Here is a 19,638-nt window from a genome sequence, read left to right as displayed (position 1 = left end):
CGCCTGTTCTCTGGCCCGGCCGCTCAGACCGCCGTGTCCCGAACGGTCGCGTCCCGGCGACGACCGCGGATCCCGATGGCGCTGTAGGCCCCCAGACCGGCCGCGAGCAGTCCGACGACGACGTCGGTCCAGAAGCCGAGATCGGTCGCCGCTTCGACGCCGCCGTTCCCGCCGAACAGGAACGGCGACGCGACGAGCCAGAGGCCCAGGAGGGCGACCAGCACCGCGACGCCGAGGCTCCCGAGTTCCTCGCTCGACCGGCGGGAGTAGTTGTACGCGCCCGCGACGAACAGGGTCGCGCCGATCAGGACGTCGTTCCAGAACTGGCTCGCGACCGGATCGAGGACGACGGCCACGGCGATCAGTACGGCTCCGAGCAGGCCCACGACCGCCGAGAGCCACTTCCCGTCCTCGTCGGGATTCGGGCTGAACGCGGTTCTGTCGCGACCTGTCATCGCTTCGTCGCCGCGGTTGTCCTCCTCGCTCGCTCCATCCTCCCGCCAGGGGGTGTCGGGGTTGTCGGTGCCGTCGTACTCGCTCATCGTCTCTCGACTCGAGGGCGGGGCTTCGAGCGCAAGAGTCTCCGGCCCGTCATTGCAGGGCCGACCTCGAGCCGTGACGATGGCGGTCCGGCCCGCGAACGTTACCTGACCGCGGTGACCGGGACCGGCGCGTGCCTGACGACGACCTCCGCGACGCTGCCGAGCAAGACCCGCGCGACGCCGGATCGGCCGTGGCTGCCGATGACGACGTGATCGATGGCGTCGGCCTCGGCGCGCTCCACGATTTCCTGGGCTGGCGTTCCCGTACTGGTCTCCGTTTCCACGTCGATGCCGCGATCGTCGGCGATGGCTTCGGCCGCGGCCAGCTGATCCGCGGCGTCGCTCAGGGACTCGCGCGCCTCCGGTCTCGAAGCCGCGTCGTCCGCAGTGTTCGGAATGTACGGCAGCGAGGTGGTATCGGCGACGGATAACACGACGAACTCGCCGTCGGGGAACAGCTCGAACGCGTACTCGAGGGCGTCGCGGGCTGGCTCGGAGCCGTCGAAGGGGACGAGGATCCGCGCTGGCATAGAGACACGTCCACGTGCCCCTCCTTCAGTCTGGTTCCGGCGGGTGCACCGAGCCGCCGGTCTCGAAGGGGGGCGGCCGGTCACAGGGCGAGGTACGGCCCGACGCCCAGTAGGACGATTCCCAGCGCGACCTTCAGCCGCTCTGGGTCGACGACGTGGGCGACCCGCCAGCCGACGACGACGCCGAGCAACAGCGGCGCGCCGACGACGACCGCGAGCGACAGGAGGACGTTCCCCTGCAGGAAGTACCCCGACGCCGCGAACGTCGCGATGAAGATCGACTGAACCTGCGCGACGGCGACGGCCAGCAGCATCGGCACGCCGACTAACACGAGCGCGGGCACGGCCAGCACCGGCCCCCCTATCCCCAGGAGACCGCTGGCGATCCCGAGGGCGAACCCGAGCCCCGCGAGTACGATTTTCCCGCCTCGAGTCAGGGGGTCGAGGTCGTAGATCGGGCTGAAACCGCGACGCTCCCGGTAGAGGATGATCGCGCCGACGGCCGACGCGACGCCGCCGAGCAGGAGGCCGAACAGCGAGCGCGGGACGAAGGTGTTGACGTACGCGCCGACGAGCGCACCGATAATGCTCGCGACGCTGAGGACGACCGCGATCGCGCGGCTCTCGCCGGTGTTCATCTCGCCCGAGTGGAGATAGGCCGCGCTGCCGACGAGCCCGGTGAAGACGAACGTCGCGTGGGCGGTACCGGCGACCTGACTCGAGGGCAGCGAGGTCAGCGAGTAGAGCGCGATCGTCACGAAGATCCCGCCGGGCCCGATGGTGGTGATTCCGATGCCCGAGAAGAAAGCGATCGAAACCAGCAACAGGGCCAGCGAGAGGCCGAAGGGGAGTGCGAACATCGCCGTGACGATCTACGCGCCCGTATCGCTCCGCGCCACTCCTATCTTCTGCTTCCCCTCGACTGCGAGGGGGTCGTTTCTCGGTCCGTCTACGGAGTGCTCGTGGCAGGGGAGAGCGACCCTCGAGCCCTCAGAGGATATTCAGGATCGTTTCGTACAGCGACTGGACCGTCAGGAGGCTCCCGACGAGGAGCACGATCCCTGCGGCCACGAAGGCGACGTTCTCGTACCAGTCGACGTCGCGGTACCGGTTGACCGCCCCGATGAGCGCGAAGACGGTGACCGGCAGGCCGATCGCGCCGTTGACCGCCGGCATGACGATCGCCATCTCGACGGGACCGAAGCCCGTGTAGATGAGCATCGGGAGGGCGGTGATAGCCGCGAGGACGATCAGCGCGACGACGGTTCGCCGGAAGGCGGTATCGCCGAAGACCGTGTCCCGCCCGAGCGCCTGCGGGATGATGAAGCCGGCTCCGAACAGCGTCCCGGTCGCCGAGGAGATGGAAGCGAGGAAGGCCGCGAGGATGAACACGACGAGCGCGTACTCGCCGAGGATCGTCGCGAGCGGTTCGCCGGGGGTCGTCAGCGACATCTCGCCGCCGGAGAGCGTAACGGCGGAGACGATCATCACGAAGCTGCCGATGACGAGCGTCGTGGCGATGCCGGCGGCGTTGTCCCGGCGGTACTCCCAGATGTCGGTCCACTCCTTCGTCGGCTGGATGCTCGACTGGATGAAGAAGTTCGGCCAGTAGACCGTCGTTCCGAGCAGGGCGATGACCGCGGTGAGGTAGCCGATTTCGGTCTGGAGAACCGGCTGGAGCCCCGCGGCGACCGACTGCCACGGCACGTTGAGGCCGAGCAGCAACAGCCCGTAGGAGCTGAACACGGCGAACACCATCGCGGCGATCGCCGCTTCGATTCGGTCGTAGACTTTCATCTGCACGATGGCGATCCCGATCCCCGCCGCGAGGACGATCCCGACCAGGACGTTGTCGAGGCCGGGGATCAGCCAGGCGAGGGCCGCACCCGCGACCGCGTAGTTCGAGACGGCCCACAGCGCCGACATCAGCGAGATCCCGATCAGGAGCGTCGAGCCGCCGACCGGGAGCACGTCGGCGATGTAGTCGGCGAGCGGTTCGTCGGCGACGGCGAGGCGCGCGCTCATGTCGTGGAGCGCGATGTCGACGAGGAACGCGAGGGGCAACACCCACAGCAGGGCGAACGCGAAGTTTGCCCCCGTGTCCGCGAGGATGTACACCGATCCCGCCCCGAAGACGTTCGCGGCGAACAGAACCCCCAGCCCGTATCTGTAGAGCGCTCCGTGAATCGCCTCGCCACCCGGGACGGCGTCGACGACCGCCGACGTGGACGTCGGCGCCGACGCTGATTGCTCGCTCATGCGCTCTCACCGCGTAAATCTCTCCGGACAGCGTTCGCTTCGCTGACTCGTCGATGTCCCGAACGGGCGGCGAAATCGGTCCTACAACCGCTCGTTACGGGGAGGGAGCCGGGACCGACTTCGTATAGTATTTCAGTTGATGGTTCGGTGCGAACGGCCGTCGTCGCAGTGTGGTCATCCATGTATATTTTTCCCGACATAAGCCGGATGTCTCGTCCCGCTCGAACTTCCGGTCGGTGCATCGCTCGAGAGGGCTCGTTCGGCGGGAACGGGTCTGTGTACTGGAATTCGAAACGCTGTACCCGGACTAACGGCGCGGACCCGGTTGAGGGGAAAGCTTGAGATGGCAGACGGCATTTCGAATCGATAGATAACACGTCTCTCCGTCCGGCGGAGCGAACCGCCGCTCGAGGACGATAGTCGTGTGCGGGCCGCCGCCTCGGAAACGCGTCAGACGAGCGGTCGAGGCTCCCCACCGACGACTCGAACCGCCCAGATCAACTGCCAGCGGCGCGGAGCCGTGACAGCCCGACGGCGTTGCCTTCAGAAGAAGGCCTATATATTTCTACCCCTTACCGTAGGTGAAGGCCAAATGCAAGGACAATCCCAACAGCAGGCCTACGACCGGGGGATCACCATCTTCTCTCCGGACGGACGCCTCTACCAGGTCGAGTACGCCCGCGAGGCCGTCAAGCGCGGAACCGCGAGCGTCGGACTCCGTACGCCGGACGGCGTCGTTCTCGCCGCGAATCGGCAGGTCAACTCGCCGCTCATGGAGCGCTCGAGCGTCGAGAAGATCCACAAGGCCGACGACCACGTCGGCATCGCCAGCGCGGGCCACGTCGCCGACGCCCGCCAGCTGATCGATCTCGCCCGCCGTCGCGCACAGGGCGAGCAGCTCCGCTACGGTCAGGATATCGGCGTCGAGACGCTGACGCGTGCGGTCACCGATCACATTCAGGAGTACACCCAGACCGGCGGCGCGCGCCCGTTCGGCGTCGCGCTGCTCGTCGGCGGCGTCGAGGACGGCGAGCCCCGCCTCTTCGAGACCGACCCGTCGGGGACGGACTACGAGTGGCAGGCCGCCGCCGTCGGCGGCGCCCGCGACACCATTCAGGGCTACCTCGAAGAGCACTACCGCGAGGACCTCGATATCGACGGCGGGATCGAACTCGCCGTGAGTGCGCTCAGCGAGCCCGAAGACGGCACCGTCGCCGCCGAAGACGTCGACGTCGCGACGGTCACGACCGAGGACGAGTCGTTCCACTCGGTCGACGAGGACCGCCTCGAGTCGATCATCGGCGAAATCGACGCGGAGGAGACCGATGAGTAACTGGAACGCGTCGGCCCCGCAGGGCAACGGCGACCCGTCGCCGTACGAGCCCGAGCTCGGATCGCTCCCCGATGGCGGCCGAAACGCCGGCGAACACGGGGATACCGTGAACAAGACCGGAACGACGACCGTCGGCATCACGACCGACGACGGCGTCGTCATCGCGACGGACATGCGCGCCAGCCTCGGCGGGCGATTCGTCTCGAACAAGAACGTCCAGAAGGTCGAGCAGATCCACCCGACTGCCGCGTTGACGCTCGTCGGCTCGGTCGGCGGTGCCCAGTCGTTCATCTCGAGTCTCCGCGCCGAGGCCAACCTCTACGAGTCGCGTCGCGGGGAGACCATGAGCATCGACGCGCTCGCGACGCTGGCGGGTAACTTCGCCCGCGGCGGCCCGTTCCGAGCGATCAACCCCATTCTGGGCGGCGTCGACGAGGAGGGCAGCCACGTCTACAGCATCGATCCCGCCGGCGGCGTCATGGCGGACGACTACACCGTCACCGGCTCCGGGATGCAACTCGCCTACGGCGTCCTCGAGAACGAGTACGCCGACGATCTCACGCTGTCCGACGCGAAGACGGCCGCGGCCCGCGCGGTCAAGAGCGCCGTCGAGCGCGATACCGGCTCCGGTAATGGCGTCTTTCTCGCCGAGGTCACCGGGGACGGCGTCGATATTCAGGGCCACGAGTCGTTCGACGACCTCCTGTAAGCGTCCGTCGTCCTCTCCCCCGCCGAGTCGATAACGACTTGTTGCGGGTCGCGCTCGCGCGCGTACACGTGACTTTTATTAGGGCCGGACTGCTATCCGAAAGCAGGTTTTACATGTCCCAGGAAAGCGAGTACGGCGCCGGACAGATCCAGGTCTTAGAGGGCCTGGAGGCTGTGCGAAAGCGGCCGGCGATGTACATCGGCTCTACCGATTCTCGAGGACTCCACCATCTGGTCTACGAAGTGGTGGACAACTCGATCGACGAGGCACTGGCCGGCTACTGCGACGAGATCACCGTCTCGATCAACGAGGACGGCTCGGTCACCGTCGCCGACGACGGCCGCGGCATCCCCGTCGATACCCACGAGGAGTACGACCGCCCCGCACTCGAGGTCATCCTCACGGTCCTCCACGCCGGCGGCAAGTTCGACAACAAGTCGTATCAGGTCTCCGGCGGCCTCCACGGCGTCGGCGTCTCCGTCGTCAACGCCCTCTCACAGCGACTCGAGGCGGAGGTCAAACGCGACGGCGGCGTCTTCCGCCACGCCTTCGAGGGGGGCGAACCCGTCGGCGACATGGAACGGATCCGCGATATGGAGCCCGACGAGGAGACGGGCACGGAGATCCAGTTCTGGCCCGACACCGACATCTTCGAGACCGGCGAGTTCGCGTTCTCGACGCTGTCGAACCGGCTCCGCGAACTGGCCTTCCTCAACTCCGGCGTCCGCATCACGCTCCGCGACGAGCGACAGGACGCGGGCGAGGAGGAGGGGCACGTCACCGATACGTACGAGTATCAGGGCGGCATCCGCGAGTTCGTCGAGTATTTGAACGAGACGCGCTCGGCGATGCACGAGGACGTCATCTACTTCGAGGACGAGGAACAGAACATCCAGGTCGAGGTGGCGATGCAGGCCACCGAGGAGCTCCAGGGCTCGATTCACGCCTTCGCCAACAACATCAACACCCGCGAGGGCGGCACCCATCTCACTGGGTTCAAAACCGCACTCACCCGAACGGTCAACGACTACGCCAACGAGAACGACCTGCTCTCCGATCTCGATAACAATCTCAAAGGCGAAGACATCCGAGAGGGACTGACAGCGGTCATCTCGGTCAAACACCCCGACCCGCAGTTCGAGGGGCAGACGAAGACGAAACTCGGCAACAGCGAAGTTCGCGGCATCGTCGAGAGCGCCATACACGAGGGGCTGGGCACTTACTTCGAGGAGCACCCCGACACCGCCCAGGCGATCGTGATGAAAGCCGTCGAGGCCGCGAAGGCCCGCATGGCCGCCCAGAAGGCCGAGGAACTCACGCGGCGAAAGTCGGCCCTCGAGTCGACATCGCTGCCCGGCAAACTCGCCGACTGTCAGACCAAGGACCCGGAGGAAGCCGAACTGTTCATCGCGGAGGGTGACTCCGCAGGCGGGAGCGCAAAACAGGCCCGCAACCCCGAATTCCAGGCCGTCCTACCAATCAAGGGGAAGATCCTCAACGTCGAGAAACACCGACTCGATCGCATCTTGGAGAACGACGAGATCCGGAACATGATCACCGCCATCGGCGCGGGGATCGGCGACGAGTTCGACGTCGAGGACGTCCGGTACAAGAAGATCATCATGGCGACCGACGCCGACGTCGACGGGGCACACATCCGAACGCTGCTGTTGACGTTCTTCTACCGACACATGCGTCCGCTGCTCGAGGGCGGCTACGTCTACGCGACCCAGCCGCCGCTGTACCGCATTCGGTACCGCGGCGAGACCTACGACGCGATGACCGAGGCCGAACGCGACGAGATCATCGAAGAGAAGTGCGACGGCAACCCCTCTCAGGTCCAGCGGTTCAAGGGGCTGGGCGAGATGAACCCCGAGCAGCTCTGGGAGACGACGATGAACCCCGAGAACCGCATCCTCAAACAGATCACGATCGAGGACGCGGCCGCGGCGGACAAGATGTTCTCCGTCCTGATGGGCGACGCCGTCGAACCCCGCAAGCAGTTCATCAAGGACCACGCGCCGGAAGCCGAATGGATCGACATCTAACAAACTTTTGCGCTGCGGGTCAGCAAAGCTGACCCTCGGCAAAACTTTGATGAAAAGCACTCCTCCCTCCCCTCCGCGCGGCAACCCGCGCTCCGGGTCGGTCGTCGGCCCGCTCGAGCGTCCGCAGAGCGGACGCTCTCACGGATGCAGTGCTTGTCACAGAGTTCACGGAACCAGCTGAAATGAAGACATGAGTTCAGACGTACCAGATCCGACGGACGTAGAGGCCAGAGCGGTCGAAAACGTCCGTATCGAAGACGAGATGGAGCAGAGCTACATCGACTACGCGATGAGCGTCATCGCCGGTCGTGCACTACCGGACGTCCGGGACGGTCTCAAACCCGTCCACCGGCGCATCCTCTATGCGATGCACGAAATGGGCGTCTCGAGCGGCTCGAGCCACCGCAAGTCCTCCTCGATCGTCGGGGAAACGATGGGTGACTACCACCCCCACGGCGATAGCGCGATCTACGACACCCTGGTCCGGATGGCACAGGACTTCTCGATGCGCTACCCGCTGGTCGACGGCCAGGGGAACTTCGGTTCGATGGACGGTGACCCGGCCGCCGCGCCCCGCTATACCGAGGCGCGGATGGCTCCCGTTTCCGAAGAGTTGCTCGAGGACATCGAGAAGGACACGGTCGACTTCTCCTCGAACTACGACGACCGCCTGCAGGAACCCGACGTGTTGCCGGCCGCGTTCCCGAACCTGCTCGTGAACGGCTCCTCGGGGATCGCGGTCGGGATGTCGACGAACATTCCGCCGCACAACCTGGGTGAGGTGATCGACGCGACGATCGAACTGATCGACGACCCCGACGCGACCGTCGACGACCTGATGAACCACGTCAAGGGGCCGGATTTCCCGACGGGCGCGAACATCGTCGGCCGGGACGCCATCTACTCGGCGTACAAGACCGGCCGCGGCCGGATTCGGGTCCGAGCCGAGTTCGAGGTTGAGGAGTGGAAGAACAACCGCGAGCGGATCGTCGTCACCGAACTCCCCTTCCAGGCCAACAAGGCCCGCCTCGTCGAGCGCATCGCCGACGACGTCAACGAGGGCGAGATCGAGGGGATTTCCGACCTGCGCGACGAGTCCGACCGCGAGGGCGTCCGCATCGTCATCGAACTCAAGCGCGGCGCGAACGCCGAGGTCGTCAAGAACAAACTGCTCGAGAATCACCTCGAACGGACGTTCGGCGTCATCAACCTCGCGCTGGTCGACGGCCAGCCGCAGGTACTCTCGCTCAAGGAAACGCTCGAGGAGTACGTGGCACATCGCCGCGAAGTCGTCCGCCGGCGCAGCGAGTACGACCTCGCCGAGGCCGAGGATCGAGCGCACATTCTCGAGGGACGGCTGACGGCCGTCGAGAACGCTGAAGACGTCGTCGAACTGATCCGCAACAGCGAGGACCGATCGGCCGCGAAAGCGGCGCTGCAGGAGGCCTACGACTTCTCGGAGGATCAGGCCACCCACATCGTCCGGATGCAACTCGGGAGCCTCACCTCGATGGAGGCAGCCGAGATCGAAGACGAGTACGAGGAGGTCCAGGCCGAGATCGAACGGCTCACCGAAATCTTGGAGAGCGAGTCGGAACTGCTCGCGGTCATCAAGGAGGAACTCCGCGAGATCAAAGACGAGTACGACGACGAGCGCCGGACCTCGATCATCGAGGATCAGGGGACTGTCACCCACGAGGACCTCATCCCCGAGGAGGAGGTGTTCGTAGTCATGACCGAGGACGACTACGTCAAGCGGATGCCGATCGACGCCTTCGACCCCCAGGGTCGGGGCGGCAAGGGCATCATCGGCGCGGACGTCAAGGAGGACGACCGCGTCGCGACGGTGTTCCGGGCCAACACCCACGACTATCTGCTCTGCTTTACCAATCAGGGCGAAGTCTACCGGCTCAAGACCTACGAGATACCCGAGATGGGCCGAACCGCCCGCGGCAAATCGGCGGTCAACATCCTCGATCTCGATCCCGGTGAGGACATCACCGCGATCGTCGACACCGACGCCTTCGGCGACGACGAGTTCGTCACGATGGCGACTCGCCACGGCTACGTCAAACGCACCGCCGGCGAGGAGTTCGACAACATCCTCTCGACGGGGATCATCGCCGCCGATCTCGAGGAGGGTGACGAACTGGTCGACGTGGAAGTTACGGACGGTTCGCAGGACCTCGTCGTCGCGACCGAGGGCGGCATGACGATCCGCTTCGACGAGGACGAGGTCCGCGCGATGGGTCGGAACGCCCGCGGCGTCAACGGCATCAAGCTTCAGGACGGCGACGCGGTAGCCGGACTGGTCGCGACCGACGAGGCCGACGACCGCGCGCTCCTGACGGTCACCGAAAACGGCTACGGCAAGCGGACGCTCCTCTCCGAGTACCGCACGCAGTCCCGGTACGGCAAGGGGCTGATCGACATCAAGACGGGCGAGCGAAACGGCCCGGTGACGGCCGTCAAGGCGGTCGCCGCGGACGACCAGCTCGTGTTGATGAGCGAGCGCGGGCAGATCGTCCGTACCCGGGTCGACGAGATCTCGACCGTCGGCCGGAACACGATGGGCGTCATCGTGATGGAAGTCGAGGGAGAGGACGCGGTCGCGAGCGTCGACGTGATTCCGGCGGCGGCGGCCGACGCGGCCGAGAGCGACGACGCGGCCGAGTAGCCGCGACCGTTCGACGTCCGAGCGACGTCGTCACTACCGAGCGGATTTTCGCGGTCGAGAGCGAGAACGGAGAGAGTCGAGAGACGAGCGAGCGACGCGGTCAGTGTGCCGGCTCTTCCGCCGGCGCGATCATGTCGTCGATCCGCAGGATGAGGATGTTGTTCGTGTCGTCTTTGCCGTCGACGGTCCCTTCGATGACGAGTTTCGAGAGCGGCGTGGGGCCGACGGTGACGGAATCGTTCTCGTGGATATCGCCGAGGGTGCCCTGAATGTGGATCTCCGCACGACAGAGTTCGGGGTGGTGGACACTCGAGAGGTCGATCTCCTCGATGATGGTGTCGTCGACGGGTTCGCCCTCGTGTTGCATGGGGACGGCCGCGGGCTCGTCCATCTGCTGGATCTCGAGGGCCTCGTAGGCGGCGGCCGTGGGTTTGTATCCGCCTTTCGGACCGGGTACCCCCTCTACTAGCTGGAGGGCTTTGAGACTCTGCATCTGGTTGCGGATCGTCCCCGGATTGCGGTCGACCTGTTCGGCGATGTCTTCTCCTTTGATCGCGTCTTCGGACTCCTTGTGGAGGTTCGTCAGTGCGCGGAGTATCTTCTTCTGGCTGGGGGTGAGTTCGATGGATGACATAGTGATATATTCGTAGTTGTATTCCTTAAACCCGGCGGGTGAGCCCCGTCTTTCGCCGGGAATGTGTCGCACGAGACGGCGGTCTGCGTGGTTCTCCGCGGAGAGTTTCGCGTTCGTCTATTCGGGCTGCTGCGCCGGCGGTTGGGGGGAAGGGGTGTCCGCGAGGCGGCAGGCCCTACGGCTTCGCTTCCGTCGGCGGTGCGACCCGAACGTGGTGGGCGACGGACTCGGGCAGCGACACCGGTTCGTCGGCCTCGCTCGAGCGCGCCGTCACCATGCCGAACGGCGCGATCTCGAGGATTTCGAGTTCGACGCCGGGTTCGACGCCGTGTGCTGCCAAATACGATAGTACGTCCGGATCGTGGTCGGCGACTTCGGCGACGGTGACGACGGTGCCTGCTTCGAACTCGGACAGGGCCTCGCCCTCGGGTCGGTCCGGTGGCTCGAGGTCGGCGCTGGGGATGGGCGAGCCGTGGGGATCGACCGTCGGCTCACCGAGGGCGTCGGCGACGCGGGCTTCGAAGTTCTCGCTGATGTGGTGTTCGAGCCGGTCGGCCTCGGCGTGGACTTCCGACCAGTCGTAGTCGAGGTGTTCGGTGAGATAGGCCTCGAGCAGCCGGTGGTGGCGGACGATCTCGAGGGCGACGGTCTCGCCTTCGTCGGTCAGGGTCACCCCGCGGTACTTCTCGCGGTCGACGAGTTCTCGCTCCTCGAGTTTGTCGAGCATGCTCGTGACCGTCGGCGACGTGACGTCCAACTCCTCGGCGATCTCGGAGGTCTTGATCCGATCGTCGGTTTCGCGCTGGAGCTGATAGATGGCTTTGAGGTAGTCCTCCATCACGTCGCTCAGCATCATTCTGTAGCGAATTTGGAGTCGTCTACCCCTAAAGCTATCGCTGCGCCAATCCGGCCGACCGCCACTACCAAACGGGGTGACGGCGTATCTGGCGTATGGGACGGACCGTCAGGATAATCGGTGCCCCGATGGACTACGGGGCGAACCGTCGTGGCGTCGACATGGGTCCCTCGGCGATCCGGTACGCCGGCCTGGCCGACGGCCTCGAGCGAGCGGGCGTCGATCCGGTCGACGACGGCGACATCTCGATGCCGCGAGCGGAAGAACGCGACCCCGACGCGGATCAGCCGATCGGCGGGAGCGCGAAGTTTCTCCGGGAGATCGAGGGCGTCTGTATGCGGGTGAGCGATCGGGTTGCGGCGACGCTCGCCGACGGCGAGTTCCCGCTCGTGCTGGGCGGCGACCACTCGGTCGCGATCGGCTCGCTCAATGGCTCGGCGCGCGAGGCGGATCTCGGTGCGATCTGGTTCGACGCCCACGCCGACTGCAACACGCCGGCGACCTCGCCCAGCGGCAACGTCCACGGAATGCCCCTGGCCGCGGCCCTCGGGCGCGGTGCGTTCAGCGAGTTCGACTGGGCGAACGCGTCCCGCCTTCGGGAATCGTCGATCGCCTACGTCGGCCTCCGGAGCATCGATAAACACGAGCGCGCACTGATTCGCGACAGCGAGCTAACCGCCTTCACGATGTCCGACATCGACCAGCGGGGGATCTCCGCAGTCGTCGAGGACGCCCTCGCGGTCGCGACCGACGGCACCGACGGCGTTCACGTCAGCCTCGATCTGGACTGGCTCGATCCCAAGACGGCGCCCGGCGTCGGCACCCCCGTTCGCGGTGGCGTTACCTATCGGGAGGCCCACGCCGCACTCGAGTCGCTCTCCCGACGCAACGAGCGCGAGGCGTTCCTCCGGTCGATGGACGTGGTCGAGGTGAACCCGATTCTGGACGAGGCCAACGAAACCGCGACGCTAGCGGCCGAACTGACCGCGAGCGCGTTCGGCGAGCGCATCCTCTGAGCGGTCGGGCGAACGAGTCGGCGCCTCGAGAGGTGTGAACGCAGTGTAATTAGGGGTATGGGAACACCGAACACGCCGATTCCCGTTTCAACACCTTTGTATCATAGTGTTTCCCAGTGTGACGTATGACTGAGAACGTCGTCGTGCTCGGTGCCGGATACGCCGGTACCGGTGCGATCAACAAACTCCAGTCGGAACTCGACGGCAACGCCCGGCTGACCTGGATCGCTGACGTCGACTACCATCTCGTTCTTCACGAGTCCCACCGCGTCATCCGCGACCCGGACGTTCGCTCGGACATCACGTTCCCGGTCGATCAGATCGCGGATCCGTCGACCCGGTTCGTCAAGGACGAGGTCACCGGCCTCGACACCGACGAGCAGGTCGTCGAACTCGCCGACGGCGACGACGTGGAGTACGACTACGTCCTCGTCGGGCTGGGCAGCCAGACCGCCTACTACGGCATCCCCGGCCTCGAGGAGCACTCGCTGACGCTCAAGAGTCTCGACGACGCCCTCGAGATCCACGAGGCCGTCACCGAGGCCAGCCAGGAGGCGACCCGCGGCGATCCCGCGCAGGTCGTCATCGGCGGTGCCGGCCTCTCGGGCATCCAGACCGCCGGCGAGATCGCCGAGTTCCGCGACAACCACCGCGCGCCAATCGAGATCCACCTCGTCGAAGCGCTCGAGGAGATCTTCCCCGGCAACGACCCCGAAATCCAGCAGGCGCTGCGTGACCTGCTCGAGGACGCCGGTGTCCGCATTCACACGGACGACCCGATCACCGAAGCCACGGACGAGGCCATCGAGTTCGACGAGGGTGAGCCCCTCGAGTACGACGTGCTCGTCTGGACCGGCGGCATCACGGGTCGTGATGCGTTCGACGGCACCGAACTCGAGAACGAGCACAACCGACTCGTCGCCGAGGCGAATTTCCAAACCTCCGACGAGCGCGTGTTCGCGATCGGTGACTCCGCGATCATCGACCAGGGCGACCAGCCCGCGCCGCCGACCGCCCAGGCCGCCTGGCAGGCGGCGGAAGTGGCCGGCGAGAACATCGCCCGCGCCATCGAGAACCGGCCGCTGAAGACCTGGGAGCACGAGGACAAGGGGACCGTGGTCTCCGTCGGCGAGAAGGCCGTCGCCCACGACGTCAAGCCCGCCTTCGGCATCTCCCTGCCTGTCGACACCTTCGGCGGCTTCCCGGCTCAGAATCTGAAGAAGATGATCGCCGCCCGCTGGATCGCCGACGTCACCTCGTGGAACGAGGCGCGCAAGTCCTGGCCGTCGCTGTAGGTTCTGCTCGTTCGGCGCTGTTTTCGGCGGTTTCTCGAGCCAGGTTGCGAGAACGTCGCCGAGCGTCTACGAGAGGGGTGTTCCGACTACATCGAGAGCGATGCGTCGGGCTCGACAGGCGGTACGTCGCCTGCTTCGGCCGCCTCGTTGTAGATGTAGCCCCACAGGGCGAAGGTAAAGAGAGTGGTGTACGCAGCCTGAACGATCGCCAGCGGGAGGAGGAGAACGATACCGACGAGCGTCAACACGAGGACGGTCGCGACGACGTTGGCGACGATCGACATGCCGATCCAGAAGAGAAGCAAAAACAGCATGCCCTTGAGATAGTGCACTGAGAGGGCGAACTCCAGTACGAGGCCGTCCGAGAACGTTTTGCTGAGGCTTCCCGTTCCGATCAGCACCGGGACGATCGCACCCGAAACGTAACTGACTACTAGCACGAGAAGGAGTCCGACACCGCCGATCGAAACCACGAGGAGCGGATCCTCTACGGCGGCAGACACCAAAACGAATCCGACCAACACCGCGGTGAGCACGACCGAGAGGAGGAGATAGAGGCCGAAGAGAATCAGTCCGTCCTTGCCCATCTCTCCCCAGTCGTCGATCGACGGCAGTTCGGCGTCACCGCGGGCCGCAGCACGACCGGCGCGATAGGCGTAGCCGAACGCGAAAATCGCCGGGACGACGAGAAACGAACAGAGCCAGAGCAGCGAACTGATCGCCATCGGTTTGCCCCCTCGACCGAACGGGTACTCGAGGACGAACTCGAGCAGGCTCGAGTCGTGGTAGGTCGGCTCCGACGCGTCGTTCGCGGTCGAATCCGCTGCCCGTGACGCCGAGCCCCATCCGCTGTCGGGCGCCGCCGTCTCGTCCGTCGACTCGTCGATCGACCATTTCTCTGTCTGGCCATCGGCTGTCGACTCCTCACTCGACCAACCGGACGACATCTCCACCCCACCCCCTTCCTCCGCCAGTTTCGATCCGCACTCCGGACAGAGGATCGTCCCCTGTTCGAACGGCTCGTCACAGTCGTGACAGTACGACATAACCGAGGATTCGGTCACTGATTCATATATGTTATGTTACCGTGAACGAACGCATCGTATGAATCCGCGAGCGCCGCTCTCGGGACGCAGGCGGGACAGCGGACGGCGACGGTTAGTCGACTGTTCCGAGATCATCGGCGTCGTCGTCGTCGGCCATCGGCCGTGCGGGAACGCCCGCGACCGTCGCCCCCGGCGCCACGTCGCGCGTCACGAGCGAGTTCGCCGCGATGCTGGCCTCGGCACCGATCTCGACGCCCGGTAAGATAATCGCGCCCGCGCCGATCATCGCCCGCTCGCCGACGACGACCTCGCCGGTCCGGTACTCGTCTTGCAGGAACTCGTGACAGAGGATCGTCGCGTCGTAGCCGACGATCGCGTCCGCCCGAACGGTGATCAGGTCCGGCCAGAAGACGTCCGGCGTCGCCTCGAGTCCCCAAGAGACACCCTCGCCGACCGTCACGCCGATGCGGCGCAACAGCCAGCGCTTGAGCCGAAGGCTGGGCGAGATTCGGACGAGCCAGACGACGACGTAGGTGATCGCGACCCGAAGGGGGTGGCGGGCGGTCGTCCAGTGGGCCAGCGAGTTGCGCGGCCCGGGCGTCGCGTGGCGTTTGACGCGGTCGTGGCGCCGTGTCGGATCGTCGGAAGCCGTCACTGCCATCTCCTTTGACGTATCGGTACATGAAACCGCCCGAAACGGAACCGCTGGATCGCTTTCGACTACGGGATACTCATCCGAACCGTCGTCCCTCGTGGCTCGTTGTCCTCGATCGTGATCGACCCCTCGAGTTGCGTGACGATCATCTGTGCGATCCAGAGGCCGACGCCCTCCGAGTGGGACAGCGGTGTCTCGATTCCCTCCTCGAAGACGGTCCGCTCGATGTCTGGCAGTCCCGGCCCCGTATCACTGAGCTCGATCACGACCGGTCCGTCCGGGTCCGTCTCTATCGCCACCTCGACGACCGGCGCCGCCGTGTCGTCGTGTTCGATCGCGTTCTCGAGTAGTTCGTCGATGGCTGTCTCGAGGCGCGGATCGGTCTCGTGGACGATGCCGTCGGGGGAATCGGTTCGGCCCGTCGCAGATGGATACCGGCGTCGAACCGCTTCGACGCGTAGCTCGAGGAGTTTGGAGAGATCGAGCTGCTGTGAAACGTGCGAGTCATCGAGGACGACGTCCCGAAGCAGATGGGTCTTTTCGCTCAGTTCGACGAGCCGTTCCGTCTGATCGGTAATCGTTTCGACGCGATCGGTCTGATCGCCGGTAGCCTCGTCGTCCGCGAGCAGTTCGGCGTTGCCACGGATGATGTTACAGGTGTTCCGGAGGTTGTGCCAGATGATCCGTTGCAGGATGCTCGTCTGCTGGAGCGCCCGGTCGAGTCGCTCGTTCGTCCGCTCTAGATCCCGTTGACTGTACGACACCAGTCCGTAGAGGACGACCAACGAGCCGGCGACGAACAACCAGCCCTTGATCATCTCGACGGAGACGGCCAGCCCCAGGTTTTCGACGACGGCGTACACAAGCACGTCCGACCCGAGGATCCAGAGCGACCCGACCGCTGCGTACCCGACGGCGATCGCGGCCGGTGATCGCCGGAGTACGGATCTGTCGATCACCCCGAGTCACCTGATAGAGGGCGGAATTCGGGACACATCAAGCTTCGGGCCGCAGCGTGAGGGCGGATCGTCGGGAAGGTGGTTTCCGCGAGAGAGCCGTCGACCGCGAACGTGTGGGTTGCCACTCCCCAACTAGTTAGGCATCATTCCCGTATCGGTCGGCGGTTGACGGACGAGTATGTCACGACCCCGGTCGGAGACATTCGGACTCGGCGCAACTGCATCCCTCGTCGCAAGCGAAACGCGGCAAATAGTGCTCGACCGTCTCGAGACGGTCGAGAGAACGACCACTCACGACCTGGGTCAGCATCTCATGGCGGTCGAGCGCGAGGTCGATCGCAACGATCTCGGCGACGTCGACGGACCGCGACCGACGACGGTCGCGCTGCACCACCATCACCTTCCCCGACTCGACGAGCACGACATCATCGAGTACGACAGTTCCGAACACGAAGTCGAGATCGGCCCGAACTTCGACGACGTCACGTCGATCGTCGGTCGCCTCGAGCGGGCTGATTCCCAGTAGACCCCCGCCGCTACACGACGTTCGCGCCGTCAACCGGCCGTTCACCCGGGATGCCGACCAACTCCCTGAACTCGGCGCCCGAGAGGGCACAGCGATACGCCGGCTTGAACATCATGTTCGCTCCGCCGGCCCGGACGTTCCACGCCGATTCGATCTCCTCGCGCAGGTAGTACTGTGGTCGCTCGTTGCCGTCTTTGACGTAGTAGTCGCTGATCCGAATCGGATCCCGCTCGAAGAGGCCGCCCGGCTCGCGGCCGCCGACGATCACTACCGGTTTCTCGAGGTAGAGATCGCCCTCTCTGGCGCGTTTCGCGTGGGCGTTGTTCGGGTTTGCTCGGAGGATCGCCTCCCGTTCGTCGGCGGACGTCTCGGGGCCGACGACGACCACGTCGTCGACGGTGAAGTAACCGATCAGATACCGGTGGGCGCGATCCCCGTCGGGCCGGCGCAGGCCGGCGTAGAAGCCGACGACGTCGCCCGACTCGAGCGCGCGCAGCCTCGAGACGTAGCCGCTGGTCCGGTGTTCGCCGTAGGTTAGCGCGTCGAAATTCGGGTCGTGGTGGAGCGGCCAGGACGCGAGGGCGTCACCGGTGACAGTCTCCGTCCCGCCGCGAACGGGTTGAGGAGTGATGCGCGTCGTCAGATCCGCGGCGACGCCGTCGCCGGCTCGAAGTTGCCACGAGCCGAGCGTTTCGGACTCGGTCGTCTCTCGAGTCTTCTCCGGGATCGGCACGTACTCGAAGCGCCCGTCGTCGTAGAGTGGCGCCAGTGCGCCGAGGTTGGTGCTGTCAGCGCCGATACCGGCGAGAACGACCGTCATGTGTTCGATCCGTGTCCGCCGCTCGGGTCGGCGCAGCGATAAAACCGCCGATCCCGCGACGGTCGTTCGACTGAGTACCCGGGTCCGGATCGTCGTAGCTACCGGTTTCCGAATCGGCGTAGACGGTCAACGAACGGATCGGTCACCGTCCCTGAGTTAGCCTCAAATAGGATGCCGCGGTATCTGTGTCAATGCCTACCGAGCCACGGCGAACGGCCGCGATCTGTACGCAGTGTGACAGCGTGATCGCAGCCCGGATTCTGCGCGACGAGACGGTACAGCCGATCGGCGTCGATGGATCGTGTGACTGTGGAAACGAGACGTATCAGGTTCTGGGCGACGAGTACACTGATCCCTGACCGACCGGCCGACGACCGTCACCGCTCGTTCGATCGAGCGGCGTAGTACAGCGGGATCAGCAGAACGAGGAAGATCGCCCCCATCGCGGCGATTCCGATCCAGGCCGTCGATAGCCAGCGGCCGGGGAGCACGCCGGCGATCTCGAGCACCCACAGGAGGCTGTAGACGCCCAGTATCACCAGGCTCGCGACGTAGGCCCGTAGCAGCCAGCCGGCGACGCGATACAGCGTCGTCTTCGTGACGGCCGGTGGAAGCGAGTCGTCGAGTCGTCCGATCATTCGGTCACCGGCCGGGTAGGGGGACGGAGCGCCCCTGGAGTCACGGCGGGGTCGACCTCGCCGTACCGGTACCGAACTCCCGCGGAATCGGTCGTGTGCGATGCCATCGAAACGGTACTCCACGATGGAGAGTGCAGCCGCTTGAAGGTTTCTGCCGGGCTATAGCGCGCGGTGAACTGCGTTTCGACGCGGCGCTGGTCGAACGGCAACGGATCCTGCGACGGTCCTGAGCCCTCCGACTCCGTCCGGGGGACGCGAGAGGTATCCTTATCGGGGCGGGCGTTCCACGTCCGCGTATGCGAGTTACCTTTCTCGGCACGGGCAGCGCGATGCCCACCGGCGAACGGTTTCAGGCGGGGATCCTCGTCCAGGAGGACGGACGGACGCTGCTGGTCGACTGCGGTGCCGGCGTCCTCCAGCGACTCCAGCAGTCCGGCGTCGGCTACGAGAACGTCTCGACGGTCCTCTTGACTCACCACCACCTCGACCACGTCGCCGATCTACTCCCGCTAATGAAGGCCCGGTGGCTCGCCGGTGAGGAGTACCTCGAGATCGTCGGGCCGCAAGGGACCAAAGCGCTGGTCGACGACCTGCTCGACGTCTACGAGTACCTCCAGGGGAAACTCGAGTTACAGGTCCGAGAGGTCGTCCCCGGCGACTTCTCCGTCGCGGGGTTCGACGTCTCGGCCTACGAGACTCGCCACTCGGTGCCGTGTCTCGCGTACCGCTTCGGCGATCTCTTCACCTTCAGCGGCGACAGTGAGGCCTTCGCGGGGCTGGCGAACTTCGCCGAGGGGTCGGCGATCCTCGCCCACGACTGTTCGTTCCCCGACGACGTCGACGTCTCCAATCACCCGACGCCCGATGCGCTCGGCCGGGAACTCGCCGACCGAGAGATCGGTCGCGTCTACCTCACGCACCTCTATCCCCATACCGACGGCCGTCACGACGAGATGCTCGAGTCGATCGCCAGCCACTACGACGGCGACGTGCGGTTCGCCGAAGACCTCCAGACAGTTTCGATCGAGTAGCGCAGCTGCTGCGACCCCTGTGACGCCTCCCGGCAGCGGAGTCGAGTGCCGCTTTCTGCCACTG

20 protein-coding genes are annotated in these 19,638 nt (G+C 65.5%); 9 read left to right on the top strand and 11 right to left on the bottom strand.

Features of this window, described 5'->3' with window-relative positions; genetic code table 11:
- Positions 1-23 precede the first annotated feature (23 nt).
- From NDO75_RS07085 to NDO75_RS07070, 4 genes are all read right to left on the bottom strand, one after another.
- Complete coding sequence (locus NDO75_RS07085) at positions 24-542, bottom strand: hypothetical protein (protein WP_310905455.1); 519 nt, start codon at positions 540-542, stop codon at positions 24-26.
- A 101-nt stretch (positions 543-643) separates the two neighbouring features.
- Complete coding sequence (locus NDO75_RS07080) at positions 644-1,072, bottom strand: universal stress protein (RefSeq protein ID WP_310905454.1); 429 nt, start codon at positions 1,070-1,072, stop codon at positions 644-646.
- 80 nt (positions 1,073-1,152) lie between these two features.
- The gene (locus tag NDO75_RS07075; protein WP_310905453.1) at positions 1,153-1,932 is read right to left on the bottom strand and encodes a sulfite exporter TauE/SafE family protein; all 780 of its coding nucleotides are present in this window, start codon (positions 1,930-1,932) and stop codon (positions 1,153-1,155) included.
- 130 nt (positions 1,933-2,062) lie between these two features.
- Entirely contained in the window at positions 2,063-3,331 is a 1,269-nt protein-coding gene (locus tag NDO75_RS07070; protein WP_310905452.1) for a divalent metal cation transporter, read from the bottom strand.
- A 592-nt stretch (positions 3,332-3,923) separates the two neighbouring features.
- Between NDO75_RS07070 and psmA the strand changes: the two genes are divergently transcribed.
- The 4 genes from psmA to gyrA all read left to right on the top strand — a co-directional run bounded on the left by psmA (position 3,924) and on the right by gyrA (position 10,098).
- Entirely contained in the window at positions 3,924-4,664 is a 741-nt protein-coding gene (psmA, locus tag NDO75_RS07065) for an archaeal proteasome endopeptidase complex subunit alpha (protein ID WP_310905451.1), read from the top strand.
- Positions 4,657-5,373: an archaeal proteasome endopeptidase complex subunit beta gene (psmB, locus tag NDO75_RS07060; RefSeq protein ID WP_310905450.1), complete on the top strand. Its 717-nt coding sequence runs from the start codon at positions 4,657-4,659 to the stop codon at positions 5,371-5,373. The genes psmA and psmB overlap by 8 nt, the downstream gene beginning before the upstream one ends.
- Positions 5,374-5,486: 113 nt before the next feature.
- Complete coding sequence (gene gyrB / locus NDO75_RS07055; protein ID WP_310905449.1) at positions 5,487-7,421, top strand: DNA topoisomerase (ATP-hydrolyzing) subunit B; 1,935 nt, start codon at positions 5,487-5,489, stop codon at positions 7,419-7,421.
- 190 nt (positions 7,422-7,611) lie between these two features.
- The gene (gene gyrA / locus NDO75_RS07050) at positions 7,612-10,098 is read left to right on the top strand and encodes a DNA gyrase subunit A (RefSeq protein ID WP_310905448.1); all 2,487 of its coding nucleotides are present in this window, start codon (positions 7,612-7,614) and stop codon (positions 10,096-10,098) included.
- A 100-nt stretch (positions 10,099-10,198) separates the two neighbouring features.
- Here gyrA and NDO75_RS07045 read toward each other — a convergent pair whose 3' ends face one another.
- Entirely contained in the window at positions 10,199-10,732 is a 534-nt protein-coding gene (locus NDO75_RS07045; RefSeq protein ID WP_310905447.1) for an Rrf2 family transcriptional regulator, read from the bottom strand.
- A 175-nt stretch (positions 10,733-10,907) separates the two neighbouring features.
- Positions 10,908-11,588 carry a metal-dependent transcriptional regulator gene (locus tag NDO75_RS07040; RefSeq protein ID WP_310905446.1) on the bottom strand — a complete coding sequence of 227 codons (681 nt, stop codon included), beginning with the start codon at positions 11,586-11,588 and terminating at the stop codon, positions 10,908-10,910.
- 95 nt (positions 11,589-11,683) lie between these two features.
- Between NDO75_RS07040 and rocF the strand changes: the two genes are divergently transcribed.
- Together rocF and NDO75_RS07030 are read left to right on the top strand one after the other, a co-directional pair.
- Entirely contained in the window at positions 11,684-12,604 is a 921-nt protein-coding gene (gene rocF, locus NDO75_RS07035) for an arginase (protein ID WP_310905445.1), read from the top strand.
- Positions 12,605-12,729: 125 nt separating this feature from the next.
- Positions 12,730-13,899 carry an NAD(P)/FAD-dependent oxidoreductase gene (locus NDO75_RS07030; protein ID WP_310905444.1) on the top strand — a complete coding sequence of 390 codons (1,170 nt, stop codon included), beginning with the start codon at positions 12,730-12,732 and terminating at the stop codon, positions 13,897-13,899.
- An 86-nt stretch (positions 13,900-13,985) separates the two neighbouring features.
- Here the strand turns inward: NDO75_RS07030 and NDO75_RS07025 are convergent, their stop codons facing one another.
- The 3 genes from NDO75_RS07025 to NDO75_RS07015 form a co-directional block, all read right to left on the bottom strand.
- Positions 13,986-14,945, bottom strand: coding sequence for a DUF4013 domain-containing protein (locus tag NDO75_RS07025; RefSeq protein WP_310905443.1), 960 nt, complete (start codon positions 14,943-14,945; stop codon positions 13,986-13,988).
- Between the two features lie 112 nt (positions 14,946-15,057).
- Positions 15,058-15,600, bottom strand: coding sequence for a DapH/DapD/GlmU-related protein (locus NDO75_RS07020; protein WP_310905442.1), 543 nt, complete (start codon positions 15,598-15,600; stop codon positions 15,058-15,060).
- A 65-nt stretch (positions 15,601-15,665) separates the two neighbouring features.
- On the bottom strand, positions 15,666-16,559 hold the full coding sequence (locus NDO75_RS07015; protein ID WP_310905441.1) for a HAMP domain-containing sensor histidine kinase: 894 nt from the start codon (positions 16,557-16,559) through the stop codon (positions 15,666-15,668).
- A gap of 178 nt (positions 16,560-16,737) precedes the next feature.
- On the opposite strand from NDO75_RS07015, the gene NDO75_RS07010 reads away from it, so the two are divergent.
- A complete protein-coding gene (locus NDO75_RS07010; RefSeq protein WP_310905440.1) occupies positions 16,738-17,085 on the top strand; it encodes a hypothetical protein in 348 nt (115 codons plus the stop codon).
- Between the two features lie 10 nt (positions 17,086-17,095).
- On the opposite strand, the gene NDO75_RS07005 is transcribed toward NDO75_RS07010, so the two are convergent.
- Positions 17,096-17,905 carry a hypothetical protein gene (locus tag NDO75_RS07005; protein ID WP_310905439.1) on the bottom strand — a complete coding sequence of 270 codons (810 nt, stop codon included), beginning with the start codon at positions 17,903-17,905 and terminating at the stop codon, positions 17,096-17,098.
- A gap of 191 nt (positions 17,906-18,096) precedes the next feature.
- On the opposite strand from NDO75_RS07005, the gene NDO75_RS07000 reads away from it, so the two are divergent.
- A complete protein-coding gene (locus NDO75_RS07000) occupies positions 18,097-18,264 on the top strand; it encodes a hypothetical protein (RefSeq protein WP_310905438.1) in 168 nt (55 codons plus the stop codon).
- An 18-nt stretch (positions 18,265-18,282) separates the two neighbouring features.
- Here the strand turns inward: NDO75_RS07000 and NDO75_RS06995 are convergent, their stop codons facing one another.
- Positions 18,283-18,543 carry a hypothetical protein gene (locus NDO75_RS06995; RefSeq protein ID WP_310905437.1) on the bottom strand — a complete coding sequence of 87 codons (261 nt, stop codon included), beginning with the start codon at positions 18,541-18,543 and terminating at the stop codon, positions 18,283-18,285.
- A 296-nt stretch (positions 18,544-18,839) separates the two neighbouring features.
- Between NDO75_RS06995 and NDO75_RS06990 the strand changes: the two genes are divergently transcribed.
- A complete protein-coding gene (locus tag NDO75_RS06990; RefSeq protein ID WP_310905436.1) occupies positions 18,840-19,574 on the top strand; it encodes an MBL fold metallo-hydrolase in 735 nt (244 codons plus the stop codon).
- Positions 19,575-19,638: the final 64 nt, after the last annotated feature.

It is taken from the genome of Natrinema sp. 1APR25-10V2, from assembly GCF_031626495.1.
Lineage (GTDB): Archaea > Halobacteriota > Halobacteria > Halobacteriales > Natrialbaceae > Natrinema.
Note: the sequence above shows the minus strand (reverse complement) of the source record. Positions and strands in the feature narration are given on the sequence as shown.